This is a genomic window from Sphingorhabdus sp. (genome assembly GCF_023910635.1).
GTDB lineage: Bacteria > Pseudomonadota > Alphaproteobacteria > Sphingomonadales > Sphingomonadaceae > Sphingorhabdus_B.
The window spans coordinates 1-16045 of record NZ_JAAVVZ010000006.1 but is presented as its reverse complement, the minus strand read 5'-3'; the positions used below and the strand labels follow the sequence as shown (position 1 = coordinate 16045).

The following is a 16045-nucleotide window of genomic DNA, read 5'->3' as shown; positions in this document are numbered from 1 at the left end:
ATTTTATTTCTCCGCCGGAGGCACACAACGGTTTTTGTAAGATTAGGATTTCAATATGGCACGCGAACCACAGCGCATTAAAAAGCGGGAGCGCAAAAATATCTCGGCAGGCGTCGCGCACGTCAATGCCAGCTTTAACAACACGATGATCACGATCACCGATGCCCAAGGCAACGCGATCAGCTGGTCTTCGGCAGGGACCATGGGTTTCAAGGGCAGCCGCAAGTCGACCCCTTACGCAGCGCAGGTTGCCGCAGAAGATGCCGGCAAGAAAGCTGCTGAACATGGCGTTCGCACGTTGGAAGTCGAAGTGAAGGGGCCGGGTTCGGGTCGTGAATCCGCGCTGCGCGCTTTGCAGGCGGTGGGTTTCACCATCACCTCGATTCGCGACGTGACATCGATCCCGCACAATGGCGTTCGTCCTTCCAAGCGTCGGCGCGTCTAAGTATTCGTTTCAGGGGCGGCTGTTCAGTCGTTCCTTCTTTTACCCGCGACCCGGCACGGTGCACCAAACTGCCGGTTTTGCAAAACCCAAGGGGAAATCCATGTCCGTCAATATCAAGAACTGGCAGGAACTGAAAAAGCCCAACGCACTTGAACTCAAGTCAGGTAGCGATGCGAAGCGTAAGGCCGTATTTGTTGCTGAGCCGCTTGAGCGTGGCTTTGGCTTGACGCTCGGCAACGCGCTGCGTCGCGTATTGCTTTCATCGTTGCAGGGCGCAGCGATCACGTCGATCAAGATCGAGAATGTTTTGCACGAATTCTCGTCGCTTGCTGGCGTGCGCGAAGATGTCACGGACATTGTTTTGAATATCAAACAGGTCGCGTTGAAGATGGAAGGCGAAGGCCCCAAGCGTCTTCAGCTTTCGGCCACTGGCCCTGGCGCTGTAACCGCTGGCGATATTGCGGTATCGGGCGACATCCAAGTGATGAACCCTGACCTCATCATCTGCCATTTGGATGATGGCGCCACGTTGAACATGGAAATCACTGCCGACAGCGGCAAGGGCTATGTTCCTGCAGTCGCCAACCGTCCCGCAGATGCACCAATCGGATTGATCCCGGTTGACAGCCTGTATTCACCGGTGCGTCAGGTTGCGTATAAGGTCGACAACGCCCGCATCGGGCAAGAATTGGACTATGACAAGCTTTCGCTGACCATTGAAACCGATGGTACCGTAACGCCAGAAGACGCTGTGGCTTATGCCGCCCGCATCCTTCAGGATCAGTTGCAAGTGTTCGTACACTTCGAAGATTCGATGGCCGCGTCGTCGCCGATGATCGGCATGGCTGCACCTTCGGCTTCTTCCGAAGAATCCGATGCTAACCAGCTTAACCGTTACCTTCTCAAGAAGGTCGATGAGTTGGAACTGTCCGTGCGCAGCGCAAACTGCCTCAAGAACGACAATATCATCTACATTGGCGACCTTGTTCAGAAAAGCGAAGCCGAAATGTTGCGCACACCTAATTTCGGCCGCAAGTCGCTGAACGAGATTAAGGAAGTATTGTCATCGATGGGCCTACGCCTTGGCATGGACATTCCCGGATGGCCGCCAGAAAATATCGAAGAAATGGCCAAGAAGCTCGAACAAGAGCTTTTGGGCTAAATCCTACTCAAGCCCCTTCCTTTTAGGGGAGGGGTTGGGGTGGGGCTTGTCGGCGTATTGCTGCGCTCCAACGCCCCACACCGCTGCGACTAGCGCTACACGCGCAAGTCTCGCTGCCTGTCCCCTAAAGGGGCGAGGCAATAAAGGGCAAAGGCTTCCCCCTCAAGCGGGCCAGGATCGGGGTACCTGATACGGCCCCCCTACGAACGACCGATCCCTTCAAGGAAAGTGGGAACCGGTTTCCTGCCCGGAAGGGTCGGCAAGAAAGGAATGAAATATGCGCCATAAAGTTGGCCACCGTAAGCTGCAGCGTACCACGTCGCACCGTACCGCGATGCTTCGCAACATGGCAGCGTCGCTGATCAAGCACGAACAAATCAAGACGACTTTGCCAAAGGCGAAGGAACTGCGTCCCTATATCGAAAAGCTGATCACGCTTGCGAAAAAGGGTGGCCTGTCCAACCGTCGCCTCGCGATGAGCCGTTTGATGGACGACACGCAGTTGGTGAAATTGTTTGACGAGCTGGCAACACGCTACGCCGACCGTAGCGGTGGTTACAGCCGCGTGATCAAGGCTGGCTTCCGTGGTTCGGACGCGGCACCAATGGGCGTTATTGAGCTTGTTGACCGCAATGTCGATGCCAAGGGCCAAGACAGCGGTCCGGTTGAAGTGATGGACGACAGCGAGTAAGCTCGCGTCACCGTAGAAATTTGAAAGGGCGGTATCCGAGAGGGTGCCGCCCTTTTTCTTTGGTTTAAGCTTTGGCGTTCCGGCTTTGACGCGCGCACCAGAATAACAAGCTTGCGATGAACCATGTCACCGAGAGGATGATCGTAAATCTCCCGCCGCGCATATCAGTCCCCAATATCCCGGCAAAGGTGCCAATGGCGATTTGTAATGTGCCGGCAAGGAACATGGCTGGGGCCAAGATGCTGGCGCGAAAATGGGAGGCGATGCTGCCCACAATGGCAATAAACAGAACAGCGCCGAACCATAGATTCACGGGGTTGTCTTCATTGCCAATCATGCCAACGGCTAAATTGGCCCAAACGACCATTAACCCGGCGAGCACTGCGAACATCGCCCCGATACGGAAATACCAATTGGATGATAAGCGCACGGCAAGTTCGATGAGGCCGCCGACGATTCCAAAGATGATCGTTGCGACAATGAAGTCGGTTTCGTCCCAATCGACTTCGTTGGTGAACTGCATCGCGACCAACGGCGCAAGGATCAGCGCAATGGCGCCGCCCCAGCCAATGACGCGCCAGGGATTCAGACGTCGACGCTGAGGTTGTTCGCTGGTAATATTCATAACATGTCCCTTTCGGCGGTCGTATGGGGGATGCTGTTTGTGGCGCGCTTGACCATCGCGATTGTATCGACAGAACGTCAACTAACCGAATGATTTCGACGAAGACGCAATTTAAGCTGGTGGACGACACGTGAAATGGTTGGCGTTCATCGCCCGACGCTATAGTTCTAACAAACGATATCCGAGAGTTGGGGAAATGAAATTATGCGAAGTGTATTTTTGCTTGGGGCTGCGGTCATGATGACGCCAATTTCTTCAGTGGCTATAGCCAAGGGCGCGGCAACCGCCGACGTCACTGCCGAGTTGACCTATCCGAAGACCAAGACCGTCAACGTCGTTGATGAACAGTTCGGCGTAAAGGTGGCAGACCCCTATCGCTGGCTTGAGGATGATGTTCGCGTCAATGCCGAAGTCGCCAATTGGGTAAAATCACAAAATGCCGTCACCGACGCTTATCTGGAGACTTTACCGGGCAAGAAAATTCTTGCCGACCGGATGAAGAAGCTGTTCGATTATGAACGCTTTGGCCTGCCTGAAAAGGCGGGTGGCTATTATTTCTTTAACAAAAATGACGGGTTGCAAAACCAGTCGGTTTTATATGTGCGCAAAGGCCTCAGGGGTGCTGACCGCGTGTTGCTTGACCCGAATGGCTGGGCAAAGGATGGCGCGACGGCGCTGGATGACTGGGTGCCCTCGAAAAATGGCAAGCTGCTCGCTTATGCCATTCAGGACGGCGGTTCCGACTGGCGCACAATCAAGGTGCTGGATACCGCGACTGGCAAAGTTCTGGCCGACGAAATCAAATGGGCCAAATTCACGAATATCAGCTGGGTTGGTAATGAAGGATTTCTCTATTCGCGTTTCGCAGAACCACAAGAAGGCGCGGCGTTTCAGCAGTTGAATTACAATCAGACGGTTTATTTTCACAAAATTGGCACCCCACAGTCGGAAGACAAAGCGATTTACGCAACGCCCGAAAAGCCCGAATATGGGCACAGCGCGCAGGTGACGCATGACGGCAAATGGGTGGTAATTACCACCTCGTCGGGCACGGATGAGAAATATGAGCTGCACGTGATGCCGCTTGGGAAAAACCCCACTTGGAAGGCGCAGCCTTTGGTCAAGGGACTCGATCATGACTGGGGCCTTATCGAAGGCATGGGCAACATATTGTGGTTCACCACCAACAAGGATGCGCCAAAGCTTAAGGTTGTGCGCGTCGACCTTGGAGCGAACACGCCCGTATTTACCGACGTTATTCCGGAGCGCGCAGAAACGCTATCGCGGGTGCAAATCGTTGGCAATCGTATGATCTTGTCGTACATCAAGGACGCCAAATCGATGGCACTGATGACGGACCTTACAGGGCAGCCTGTTCAGGAAATCGAACTGAACGCGATTGGTACGGCTAGCGGCTTTTCCGGCACACCAGGCGACGCGGAAACATTTTATGGCTTCTCCAGCTTTAATCAGCCGGGCGCCGTCTACCGATTTGACAGCAACAGCGGGACATCGGCACCATTTGCGCAACCGAAGTTGAGCTTCAACCCGCAAGATTTCTCCGTTTCCCAAATATTTTACCCATCAAAGGACGGCACGAAGATTCCGATGTTCATCGTGCATAAGAAGGACCTTGACCTGTCCCAAGGCGCGCCGACATTGTTATATTCTTATGGCGGGTTCAACATTTCGCAGACACCGACATATTCGGCAACGCGGATGGCATGGCTCCAGTCTGGCGGCGTATTTGCACTCGCAAACATTCGTGGCGGCGGGGAATATGGCAAGCCCTGGCATGATGCAGGCCGCCTGATGAACAAGCAAAATGTCTTTGACGATTTTGCAGCAGCGGCGGAATATCTGATCGCCAGCGGCATTTCGGCCAAGGGCAAGATTGCAATCGAAGGCCGCTCCAATGGTGGCTTGCTGGTCGGTGCATCGCTGAACCAGCGGCCCGATCTATTTGCGGCGGGACATGCCGCCGTGGGTGTCATGGACATGGTTCGCTTTGACCGGTTTACCGCCGGTCGTTACTGGGTCGACGATTATGGCTATCCCAGCAAGGAAGCCGATTTCAAAATGCAGATGACTTATTCGCCCTATCACAACATCAAATCGGGCGTCGAATATCCCGCTGTCATCGTCTCGACCGCCGACACCGATGATCGCGTCGTGCCGGGGCACAGCTTCAAATATATCTCTGCGCTGCAAGCCGCAGAGACCGGAAGCAAGCCAAAGATCATCCGTATCGAAAGCCGTGCGGGCCACGGGTCGGGCAAGCCAACAGACAAGGTGATCGACGAATATTCGGACATTTATGCATTCCTCGCAAAATGGACGGGTCTGAAGCTGACCGCATAATTGTTCATAAAAATGTTGATTTTGATGAACGGATGCTGACAAGTCAATTCAGCATCCGGTCAAACCGAATCGGCTACTTCGTCTCCATCGGCCAGAAATGACTGCGCCCGACCAGGAGAATGAAGATGAAATACATAACCAAAAGCTTGCTTGGAGCCGGAGCTGCTGCGGCAGTTTTGGTTAGCGTGGGTGCCCCCGCTCAAGCGCAGGATCGCTATGACCGTCATCGTGACGGAATCAGCGCTGGAGAGATTATTGCCGGAGCAGTTGTGCTCGGTGGTTTGGCCGCTTTGCTCTCCGCTGGCAATAACGACCGTTATAATGATGGTGGCAATTATGACTATAATCGTGCTGGCTATCCCAATGCCTATCGCGGCAATGCCTATCGCAGCGGAAATAGCCGTAATGCGGTCAACCAATGCGTTAATAATGTTGAACGCTGGGCAAATGGCTATAGCCGTTCGGAAGTCACGCAAATCCGTGACATTCAGCGCACACGTTATGGCTATCGCGTGAAAGGCAATGTTGTCGTCCAAGATGGCGGTCGCGGCTACAATGCCTATGGCAACGACCGCTATAACCGCTACGACGCCAATGCGTATGGGCGCGGATATAACAAGGGACGGTTCACATGCACGGTCGAGCAGGGCCGTGTTGTGGATATCGACTATAGAGGCCTCGACCAATGGCGCTAACGCCTGGGGTTAGGACCACTTAAATCCACCTTCGCGGTTTGAGGCCATTTTCCTTCGATATCTTTGCCATTTTGACGCCGCGAAGGTGGATTTAAGTGGTCCTGACCCTAGAAACGCATGAAGGCAAAGAGGCTTGGCTTGTAATCAGGCTGAGCCTCTTGTCACCTTCATATTTTGCTGTCGCGATTAAGTATGTGGCGACGGCCTTTGCTTGCCACGCATCCCAAAACGCGCCACAGTCGGCACATGGCAAACATCATCGCGATCCTGCTGGGGCTCATTGCCCTTATTCTGGCTTTCATCGGGTTCATCCCGTTGCTGGGATGGCTGAACTGGTTCATCATCTTGATCGCCGGCGTTGGGGTGGTGTTCGGTCTTATCTCGGAGAAAAATGGCGGCCGTAATTTTTGTCTGCTGGTCATGGCGATTTGCGCCCTTCGCCTCTGGATTGGCGGCGGGATCATCTGACCCTCAATTGAGGGCGGGGATTTTAAAACATGGCGGATGATAAAAAAACCGAGCAGCCCAGCGGCCTGCCTTATGCGATATCGGCCTATCTGATCTGGGGCTTCGTGCCTGTATATTTTAAGCTTTTGAGCCATGTGCCGCCAATAGCCATCGTGGCGCAGCGGATCTTATGGTCGATCCCCTTGCTGCTGGTCATCATGGCGTTTCGCAATCAGTTGCACGAATATGGCGCTATTTTCCGGCACAAGGCGCACTTACGCAACCTGCTCGCCTCGGCGACGCTGATTGCGATCAATTGGCTCATATATATTTGGGCTGTTTCCACCGACCACATATTGGCCGCCAGCCTGGGTTATTATCTTAATCCCTTGGTGAACGTGCTTCTCGGGCGACTGTTTCTGGGTGAGCGGCTTCGTCCGCTGCAAATGGTCGCTGTTGCGGTCGCCGCCATTGGCGTTGCCATCCTCATCGGCGATGCGCTCGACACATTATGGGTCTCGGTATCCTTGGCCTTCAGCTTTGGCCTGTACGGCCTTATCCGTAAAATAACGCCCGTTGGCTCTGTACCTGGTCTCGCCATTGAAACGACGTTGCTCGCGCCCTTATCGCTTGGCGCGGTGTTCTGGTATGCGCAGGCTGGCACTGGCGGGTTCGGCGATGATTTTACCACATCCGGGCTGTTGATCCTGGCAGGCGCAGTCACGGCAATCCCGCTGTTGATGTTTGCAACGGCGGCGCGGCGGATGAGTTATGCCAGCCTTGGCTTCGTCCAGTATATCGCGCCGTCAATTGCGTTTTTATTGGGTGTCTATGCCTATGGCGAGCCGTTGAGCACGACCAAGCTGGCATGCTTCATATTGATCTGGATCAGTATCGCGATATTTTGCGCGGATGCGATCAAAACCTATCGGGCGGCGAAAATTTAAGCTGTAAATCGCCAGCGCAAAGTTTCTCCCGCGTGAAAGGGCACAACCGAAACGCCATCCAACGCAAGCAAACTGGGGACTGGTGTGTCAACACGCTCCAAAGTCACGCGATCTTCATTCGGCGGCATGCGGTAGAAACGCGGGCCGTTTTCAGAAGCGAAGGCTTCAAGCCTGTCCAGCGCGCCCTCTTCTTCAAAAACTGCGGCATAGCTTTCCATTGCGAATGGCGCGTTGAATATTCCGGCGCAGCCGCAGGCGCTTTCCTTGGCGGATTTGTCATGCGGCGCGCTGTCGGTGCCAAGGAAATATTTGGCGCTGCCTGATGTCGCGGCCTTGCGCAGGGCAAGCCTGTGCACTTCGCGCTTCGCCACTGGCAGGCAATACGCATGCGGGCGGATGCCACCTTCGAACATGGCGTTGCGATTGATGTGCAAATGCTGCGGCGTGATCGTGGCGGCGATGTTATCGCTGGCATCATCGACAAAGGCGACCGCATCTGCCGTGGTGATATGTTCAAAAACGACGCGCAGCTCTGGCAAGTCGCGCACGAGCTTTGACAGGGTTCGTTCGATGAACACCGCCTCCCGGTCGAATATGTCGACATGTGAATCGGTGACTTCGCCATGAATCAGTAATGGCATGCCAATGCGCGCCATATGTTCAAGCGCGGGCATGATGTTGGCGACGTTGGTTACGCCATGCGCGCTTCCGGTCGTTGCATGGGCGGGGTATAATTTCGCGGCGGTAAACACGCCTTCGGTAAAGCCACGCGCCAGTTCTTCGCCGTCCGACGCGTCGGTCAGATAGGCCGTTATCAAAGGCGTAAAGCTGACCCCTTGGGGCACAGCGGCCAAAATGCGTTCGCGATAGGCTGCGCCCGCTTCCACCGTCGTTACCGGCGGAGACAGATTGGGCATGACAATAGCGCGCGCAAATTGCGCTGCGGTATAAGGCACCACGCTACGCATCACGGCATTATCGCGCAAATGGACGTGCCAGTCATCGGGGCGGCGGATGGATAGAATCATTTGGTCGGTCATCACTTCCCTTTAAGCGTTCGTCCCCCTATCTGTCACCTATGCGAAACACCCGTCTATATGACCGTCATGTCGTCCGTTTGTCCCCCACCGAAGCTGGTGAAGATGTGCGGCAATTCCTGCAAGGGCTTGTGACGCAGGATACCGCAGCTATGATGCCCTTATGGGCAGGACTGTTGAGCCCCCAAGGCAAGGCGTTGTTCGATTTTCTGTTATGGGCGGATGGCAAGGATGTGCTCATCGATTGTGAGAGCACGCAGGCAGAAGCGCTTGTTCGGCGGCTTTCGATCTACCGGTTACGGCGCAAGATTGCGATTGCAATTGATCCGGCCTGCGCGGTCTTTTGGAATGCAGATGGCATCGGTGACCCGCGTCATCCCAATATGGGCGAACGGTGGATTGGCACACCCGCAGCAGATGATGTGGACGTCAGCGCCGAATATCGCGCGCATCGGCTGGCATTGGGCATTACTGAAGGGGTAGCAGAGCTTGGAAGCGAGCAAAGCTTATGGCTTGAGGTCAACGCCGCAGAGCTTAATGGCGTATCGTTTAACAAAGGATGCTATGTCGGGCAGGAAAACACTGCGCGCATGAACTGGCGGCAAAAGGTTAATCGGCGGCTGGTGGTCGTGCCGTTGGAACAGGCCGATATCAGCCGTCAACGCTGCGCCTATCCGGAACTTGGCCTGTCGGTGGAGTTACGCCGTGTGGACGATATGAAAACGCTGAAACTACCCGAATGGCAGCGCGCTGCGATTGTTTAGGGTCCAGACCTTAATCCAGCAGTTCAAGCTTCACTTTAGCAGTGCCGGTGCGGTGCATGCCAAGTTGCTTGGCTGCAGCGTAGGACACGTCCACGATGCGTGACTTACCCCAGGGGCCGCGGTCGTTGATACGGACAACGACTTCCTGACCATTGGCCAAGTTTGTAACGGCAACGCGGCTGCCGAACGACAAGGTGCGATGGGCAGCGGTCATGGCGGCAGGGTCAAAACGCTCGCCGCTCGCCGTGCGGCTTCCGCCCAGTTCGGCGCCATAATAGCTGGCCATGCCAGTGCCGATTTCGACCCGACTATCGCCAGCCTGCGCCAACACGGGCAATGCCAGACATGCCATCATGAAAAAACCGCGTCTGTGCATAATGCCTCCCCAATAAGGGAAAGCATATATACAAAGCTTTTCATCACGCCAACGACCGAGCGATATGTTGCCCAAAAGCTGCGATTATCCGAAAACCCAGGTCCTGACCCTAAACGTCCAGATTGGCGACATTGAGCGCGTTTTCGACAATGAAATCACGCCGTGGTTCCACCACTTCACCCATCAGTTTCGTGAAAATGTCGTCGGCAAGGTCGGCCTGATCAATCTCCACGCGCAGCAATGAGCGATGATCGGGGTCAAGCGTGGTTTCCCACAATTGTTCGGCATTCATTTCGCCAAGACCCTTATACCGCGAAATCGATAGTCCTTTGCGGCCGGCAATCAATATCGCCTCCAGCAATTCTGACGGACGCGTAATTGCGCCCTTGTTACCGACGCTCACCGCAGTGGTTGCGCGCTTCGCTTGATCGCCAACTGCGTCGCCAGCCTCTTCATCGCTCTCGACCTCGTCTATCGCCTCGGCAGCAGCGGCGGAGACTTTAACGAGCCGCGCTGGGGTTTCATAGCTGGCGGTCTCTTCGCTTGCCAATTTGTGCAGCTTGCGGGCTTCGGCAGACATCAGGAATGCGGCCTCAATGATGTGATGATCAGTCACCCCGCGCCAGAGGCGTTCGAAATGATAGCCGCCATCTTCTGACACGCGGCCCGACCATTTACCCTCCACATCTTGCGCAGCCATCCAAGCAGCCGCCTTTGCAACGGCGGCGGTGCGATCGGTGGCTTCGGGGTCCAGCGCGCCCGTGAGCGCCATGGCCTCGACAATTGTAGGGTCATAACGGCGCGGGACAAAGGCCATCAGGCTGCGCATACGGCGTGCGTGGTCGACCAATGCGCCGAGATCAGCGCCGGCGCGTTGCCCGCCTGCGCCTTCTAACACAACGCCGTTCAGGCCAAGTTCGGCCAGATGGTCATCCAGTGCCTTGTCGTCCTTCACATATATTTCGCTGCGGCCCTTTGCGACCTTGTATAAAGGCGGCTGCGCAATGAAAAGATGCCCGTTTTCAATGATTTCTGGCATCTGGCGGTAGAAAAATGTGAGCAACAATGTGCGAATATGCGAACCGTCAACGTCAGCGTCGGTCATGATAACGATCTTGTGATAACGCAATTTCTCAATGTTGAAATCTTCGCGTCCAATGCCTGTGCCCATGGCTTGAATCAGCGTGCCAACTTCCTTTGAGGACAGCATCCGGTCAAAGCGGGCGCGTTCCACGTTCAGGATCTTACCCTTCAGCGGCAAAATCGCTTGGTAATGGCGATCGCGGCCTTGCTTGGCTGATCCGCCTGCCGAGTCACCCTCGACCAGGAACAGTTCGGACTTGGCAGGATCCTTCTCCTGACAATCGGCAAGCTTGCCGGGCAGGGATGCAACGCTCATCACCGATTTACGGCTTGCTTCACGTGCTTTGCGCGCAGCCTCGCGGGCGGCTGCGGCGTCGATTACTTTTTGAATGACGGTGCGCGCATGGCCGGGATTTTCTTCCAGCCACTCACTCATCCGGTCTGCCATCAGGCTTTCCATCGGCTGGCGCACTTCGGAGGAGACCAGCTTGTCCTTTGTTTGTGATGAGAATTTGGGATCAGGCAGCTTAACCGAGACAATGGCCGTTAGCCCTTCACGCATGTCATCGCCGGTCAGCGTGACTTTCTCTTTCTTTAACACACCCGATTTCTCGGCATAGTTGTTCAAGGTGCGCGTGAGCGCAGAACGGAACGCCGCCAAATGGGTGCCGCCGTCACGCTGCGGAATGTTATTGGTGAAGCACAATACGTTTTCGTAATAGCTGTCGTTCCACTCTAACGCGACGTCAATACCAATGCCGTCGCGGTTTGACGTGATCGTGATGGGGTCGGCCAGCAATGCCGCCTTGTTGCGATCCAGATATTTTACGAACGCACCAATGCCACCTTCATAATAAAGATCATGTTCTTTGACATCGGAATGCCGGTTGTCGCGCAGCAATATGCGCACGCCGGAGTTCAAGAACGCCAGTTCGCGGTAGCGATGCTCAAGCTTATCAAAGTCAAATTCCAGCACGTTTTTGAACGTGTTGGTGGACGCCATGAAGGTCACGCGCGTGCCCTTTTTGGGCTTACCATTTACCATAGGCGCGTCCCCGCGTACAACCAAGGGACCAACGGCATCGCCATGCTCAAAACGCATCCAATGCTCTTTGCCTTCGCGCCAGATGATGAGTTCCAAAAACTCGGACAGTGCGTTCACCACCGACACACCAACGCCATGCAATCCGCCCGACACCTTATAAGCATTGTCATCGGACGTGTTCTCAAATTTTCCGCCAGCGTGCAGCTGGGTCATGATGACTTCAGCCGCCGAAACGCCTTCTTCCTTGTGCATGCCGGTTGGAATGCCGCGGCCATTATCTTCGACAGAAACCGAACCATCAGGGTTCAGTTCGATCAGCACAAGGTCGCAATGTCCCGCCAGCGCCTCGTCAATCGCATTGTCGGAAACTTCGAACACCATGTGGTGCAGGCCGCTGCCGTCATCCGTGTCGCCAATATACATGCCGGGGCGCTTACGAACCGCGTCGAGGCCCTTCAGAACCTTGATGCTGTCTGCACCATATTCATTCTGATTGGGGTTGGCTGCGCTGTCCGCAGAGGGGTTAAATTGCGGGGTTTCCGTTGTTTCTTCAGTCATCGGAGCACTGTAGGCCCAAAGCCCAAGAAACCCAAGGAAAAGCGCCCTAAAATCGAGGTTTTTCCACAGTCTTTTGTGGTTGGCGATACCAGAAATCTTAACCCCGGCGTTGCTTTCGAAAATTAGGCAATGCAACTTTTGTATATCGCGCTAAGTCTGCAGATCAACCGGCGAACGGGAGACGGGATTTTACATGTTTATAGATGGCGAACTGGAAAAATCATTTGGTGATTTCGGCGCGCTCATTGGCGCTTGGGGCGAAGAAAAGCCTGATGCGCGCGCGCTTGCCGATAGCAGTTCCGAACTGACGTGGCGCGAAGTTGCGCAAGCAACAGCGCGGATAGCCGAACAGCTACAGCGCGACGGGCTACAGCGGGGTCAGGCGGTTGCCATATTGGGCACCAGCAATATTCCCTATGCGTTGGTGTATCTTGCCGTTGTGCGCGCAGGGGGCTGCGCTGCACCATTGACCACATCGGCAACGCCCGCGCAGTTGGCCGCGATGTTCAAAGATTCCGGCGCGATGCATTTGTTCGTCGATGCTGCGAAACTGGCTGATCTTGAAGGGGTCGCGCTGGGCAATGTCAAAATTGTCATGCTTGAAAATGCCGTTGGCGACCATCCGGCACTGGCCGACTGGATGGCAGAGGAAGGCGCGCGTTTTGACGCGTCGCCGCCCGCCGCGACTGATCCGTTCAACATCATTTATTCGAGTGGCACCACGGGAACGCCCAAGGGCATTATCCATTCGCACGGCATGCGCTGGCACCAAATGGCAGGTGGATTCAAGTCAATCTATAACCGCGACACGCGGTCGTTGGTCTCGACGCCATTATATTCGAACACGACATTGGCGGTATTTCTGCCAACGATCTGCCATGGCGGTTTTGCCCGGATCATGGAGAAATTTGATGCTCTGGCCTATCTTGACCATGCGCAGACCGATCAGACTACGCACACTATGCTCGTGCCAGTGCAATATGCGCGGCTGATGACGCATGCGGAATTTGATCGTTACGATCTCAGCAGCTTCATCGTAAAATTCTGCACCAGCGCGCCTTTTGCTGCGGAGTTGAAGGCGGATGTGCTTCAGCGTTGGCCGGGCGGCCTTGTCGAGATTTACGGTATGACCGAAGGGGGTGTTGTGTGCATGTTGCAGGCCCATCACCATCCCAACAAACTGCATACCGTGGGGCAGCCAGTCACGGGCCATGAATTGATCGTCTTGGACGAGGATGACAATCGCCTGCCCGCCGGTTCCAAAGGCGTGCTTACCGGCCGGTCGCCTACCATGATGTCCGGTTACAAAAACCAACCAGAAAAAACACGCGAGATGGAGTGGCGTGACGAGGATGGCAATATTTGGCTGAAAACCGGAGATATTGGCATTGTTGACGCGGATGGCTTCGTCTCGATTGTCGGCCGTGCCAAGGACATGATCATTTCCGGTGGCTTCAACATTTACCCGAAAGACCTTGAGGAATTGTTGGAGGCGCAGCCCGAAGTGACCGAGGCTGCTGTGGTTGGCATGCCTTCGGAAACATGGGGCGAAACGCCCGTTGGCTTTGTGCGGTTGACGGACGCGGCGGCATCGCCTGACGCCATTCTTGCGCGTGTGAACGGGCAGCTTGGCAAGACGCAGCGGATTTCGGTGCTTTACACCATTGACGAAATGCCGCGCAGTCATATTGGCAAATTGCTGAAAACCGACTTGCGCGTTTTGGCGGCAGAGAAGCAAAATGGAAGGTGAATTCGGCCCTGATCTTGCCGCTGTCATTTCTGTTCTGCAGACGGCACTGACGCCAGCGTTCCTGCTGGTCGCGGTAGGCAGTCTGCTCAATGTTCTGACTGGCCGACTGGCGCGCATTGTAGACCGCTCACGCGATTTGCAACGCCAATACCCCAACACCGAAGGAATAGCGCACGAGCGCATCGTGCGAGAGTTGCGGATCATTGAAAGGCGCATGCGCGTCGTGGGTTCGTCGATATTGTTTGCGGTCCTGTCGGCCATTTCGGTATGCGTCATGATTGTCGCGCTGTTTGTGTTAGGGCTCACCAACACGCCCGCTGCTTGGGTCGCCGTGGCGTTGTTCATGCTGGCCCTCGCGTTACTATCGGCTTGCCTGTTCCAGTTTGTCGGTGAAATCCGGCTGGCGACCTATGCCATTTATGTGCCGGAGGAATATCTCGAACTACCACCGCCCCCAAAACCTAAGGTCAGGACCATTTAAATCCACCTTCGCGGCGTCAAAATGGCAAAGATATCGGAATTAAGTGCAATGTCACGGTTACTCCAACCTGTCAGTACCAAGTTATGTTGGCCAGGCGCTCGCAACTCCGTTCAAAAAGCCATTATCGACGTATAATAATGGAGTTCATAAATCTATGGATCATGAATCATTTGCAGATCAATATCGGTTTAATCTTACATCTGAATATGAGAAAGCAGGTCGTCCATGCGGAAAAATATTCTAAATTATATGTCAGTTATATCATTAATTTTTTTATCTTCATGCGATCAAGCTTCTTATGAAGGTAAGGACGGACACGAATTGCTTAGTATGGCAGATAAAATGACGTTATCGGATTCTTATAAATTTTATGTGAAGGTATACAAAAATACAAGTCCACCTATGCTAAACCCGGCGGAAACATTTCGGCGTTTTGGACAGAATGGAACAAATTATATTTTTAATAAAGCAAAAGTTACGTAAGACGGAGAAGAATTTGAGGCCGCAACTGTTGCGTTACTGATTTTGAGTTTTAAATGTGATGTACAACAATTAAAAATACTAACTCAGAAAGCAGATATGTTGGATGTGGATCAATCAAATGTTCGATATGCATGTGGAATTACGGAATTACGGAATTACGGTGACAGTGCACTAAATTGTTGCACGCTCGGAGTTACGGTGCGAATTCCGGTGACAATTGCGTCATCCCCCGAAATAATCTTGCTGCGTTGCATATTGCGAAATTAAGCCCCTCCCCTTTAGGCGTGGAGGGGCCAGTCCCCCTCCACGGGGTTGGGGTGGGGTATAAAGGGTTACGCAACGCCGACCGACCCCACCCAGCGCGGCTTTTGGCTCTGTCCGGGGGACAGAGCTGCTGCGCTCCCCTCCCCTGAAGGGGAGGGGTGATTTAGGGAATTCCGGTGGCAGGTGCGTCATCCGCCGAATAACCCATTCAGCAAAAAACACCGTCGCACCAGCGTAGGCTGGTGCCTATCACGTGTGTCTGGCGAGATCGACAGGCGCGATAGGCCCCAGCCTGCGCTGGGGCGACGGGTGGTGGTTGCAAATCCTCCCCAGAATAAGGGAGCCGTAGGCGTTGCGGAGCAACAGCGGGACCATGCGAAGCATGGGGGAGGGGCACGCTCTGGCTATCCTGACCTTCTGGCGTAGTGATACCCTGAACGTGCCCCTCCACCGTCTGCGACGGTCCCCCTCCCCCGGTGGGGGAGGAATTAGAATTACCGTGACAATTGCGTCATCCCCGAAATAGCTTTCGCTTGCAATGTAGGATTTGTTTTGGGATTCTGTGCGTTAGTCCCACAATTGTTGCGGGACCGGCTCTTTGAATATGTTGAACCTCACCCCGGCTTTCGGACCGGGTAAGCCAACGTCGCAACGTTGCGGTAAGTTTACAGAAATACCGCGTTTTGCGTATATGTTTGTAAACTTAGAACCCCGATGACATCTGCGTCATCCCCGAAATAGCTTTATACTATGGCCGGTCGGGCCAAAACCTTCTTCGTATCTTCGCGTCTTTGTGCGAGATTATATTGGCGCAGGGTTTCGACCGGGCAT

At 54.4% G+C, this 16045-nt stretch carries 15 protein-coding genes; 11 read left to right on the top strand and 4 right to left on the bottom strand.

The annotated features are described in order from the left end of the window. Positions 1-55: 55 nt before the first annotated feature. From rpsK to rplQ, 3 genes are all read left to right on the top strand, one after another. The gene (gene rpsK / locus HEQ34_RS04765; RefSeq protein ID WP_125229604.1) at positions 56-445 is read left to right on the top strand and encodes a 30S ribosomal protein S11; all 390 of its coding nucleotides are present in this window, start codon (positions 56-58) and stop codon (positions 443-445) included. A 100-nt stretch (positions 446-545) separates the two neighbouring features. Next, entirely contained in the window at positions 546-1607 is a 1062-nt protein-coding gene (locus HEQ34_RS04760; protein ID WP_296198116.1) for a DNA-directed RNA polymerase subunit alpha, read from the top strand. 277 nt (positions 1608-1884) lie between these two features. Next, on the top strand, positions 1885-2298 hold the full coding sequence (gene rplQ, locus HEQ34_RS04755; protein ID WP_296198113.1) for a 50S ribosomal protein L17: 414 nt from the start codon (positions 1885-1887) through the stop codon (positions 2296-2298). 64 nt (positions 2299-2362) lie between these two features. Here rplQ and HEQ34_RS04750 read toward each other — a convergent pair whose 3' ends face one another. Further along, positions 2363-2923, bottom strand: coding sequence for a hypothetical protein (locus HEQ34_RS04750; RefSeq protein WP_296198110.1), 561 nt, complete (start codon positions 2921-2923; stop codon positions 2363-2365). Between the two features lie 237 nt (positions 2924-3160). On the opposite strand from HEQ34_RS04750, the gene HEQ34_RS04745 reads away from it, so the two are divergent. The 4 genes from HEQ34_RS04745 (at position 3161) to rarD (ending at position 7373) form a co-directional block, all read left to right on the top strand. Next, entirely contained in the window at positions 3161-5284 is a 2124-nt protein-coding gene (locus tag HEQ34_RS04745; protein ID WP_296198108.1) for a prolyl oligopeptidase family serine peptidase, read from the top strand. 125 nt (positions 5285-5409) lie between these two features. Then, positions 5410-5979, top strand: coding sequence for a hypothetical protein (locus HEQ34_RS04740; protein ID WP_296198106.1), 570 nt, complete (start codon positions 5410-5412; stop codon positions 5977-5979). A 246-nt stretch (positions 5980-6225) separates the two neighbouring features. Beyond that, positions 6226-6447 carry a hypothetical protein gene (locus tag HEQ34_RS04735; RefSeq protein WP_296198102.1) on the top strand — a complete coding sequence of 74 codons (222 nt, stop codon included), beginning with the start codon at positions 6226-6228 and terminating at the stop codon, positions 6445-6447. Between the two features lie 29 nt (positions 6448-6476). Beyond that, a complete protein-coding gene (gene rarD, locus HEQ34_RS04730) occupies positions 6477-7373 on the top strand; it encodes an EamA family transporter RarD (RefSeq protein ID WP_296198099.1) in 897 nt (298 codons plus the stop codon). Here the strand turns inward: rarD and pyrC are convergent. Continuing rightward, positions 7370-8413, bottom strand: coding sequence for a dihydroorotase (gene pyrC, locus HEQ34_RS04725; RefSeq protein WP_296198097.1), 1044 nt, complete (start codon positions 8411-8413; stop codon positions 7370-7372). The genes rarD and pyrC overlap by 4 nt on opposite strands. Before the next feature lie 38 nt (positions 8414-8451). On the opposite strand from pyrC, the gene HEQ34_RS04720 reads away from it, so the two are divergent. Then, positions 8452-9174, top strand: a complete 723-nt coding sequence (locus HEQ34_RS04720; RefSeq protein WP_296198096.1) for a folate-binding protein — start codon at positions 8452-8454, stop codon at positions 9172-9174. Between the two features lie 10 nt (positions 9175-9184). Here HEQ34_RS04720 and HEQ34_RS04715 read toward each other — a convergent pair whose 3' ends face one another. Together HEQ34_RS04715 and gyrB are read right to left on the bottom strand one after the other, a co-directional pair. Then, positions 9185-9550, bottom strand: coding sequence for a septal ring lytic transglycosylase RlpA family protein (locus tag HEQ34_RS04715; protein WP_296198094.1), 366 nt, complete (start codon positions 9548-9550; stop codon positions 9185-9187). Positions 9551-9659: 109 nt separating this feature from the next. After that, positions 9660-12236, bottom strand: a complete 2577-nt coding sequence (gyrB, locus tag HEQ34_RS04710) for a DNA topoisomerase (ATP-hydrolyzing) subunit B (protein WP_296198092.1) — start codon at positions 12234-12236, stop codon at positions 9660-9662. 193 nt (positions 12237-12429) lie between these two features. Here gyrB and HEQ34_RS04705 point away from each other — a divergent pair, with 193 nt between their 5' ends. The 3 genes from HEQ34_RS04705 to HEQ34_RS04695 all read left to right on the top strand — a co-directional run bounded on the left by HEQ34_RS04705 (position 12430) and on the right by HEQ34_RS04695 (position 14950). After that, positions 12430-13986 (top strand): class I adenylate-forming enzyme family protein, encoded by a 1557-nt coding sequence (locus HEQ34_RS04705; protein ID WP_296198089.1) that lies wholly within the window; start codon positions 12430-12432, stop codon positions 13984-13986. Beyond that, positions 13976-14467 carry a DUF2721 domain-containing protein gene (locus HEQ34_RS04700; RefSeq protein ID WP_296198086.1) on the top strand — a complete coding sequence of 164 codons (492 nt, stop codon included), beginning with the start codon at positions 13976-13978 and terminating at the stop codon, positions 14465-14467. Before HEQ34_RS04705 ends, HEQ34_RS04700 begins: the two co-directional genes overlap by 11 nt. 225 nt (positions 14468-14692) lie before the next feature. Beyond that, positions 14693-14950: a hypothetical protein gene (locus tag HEQ34_RS04695; RefSeq protein ID WP_296198083.1), complete on the top strand. Its 258-nt coding sequence runs from the start codon at positions 14693-14695 to the stop codon at positions 14948-14950. The last annotated feature ends 1095 nt before the right edge of the window (positions 14951-16045 follow it).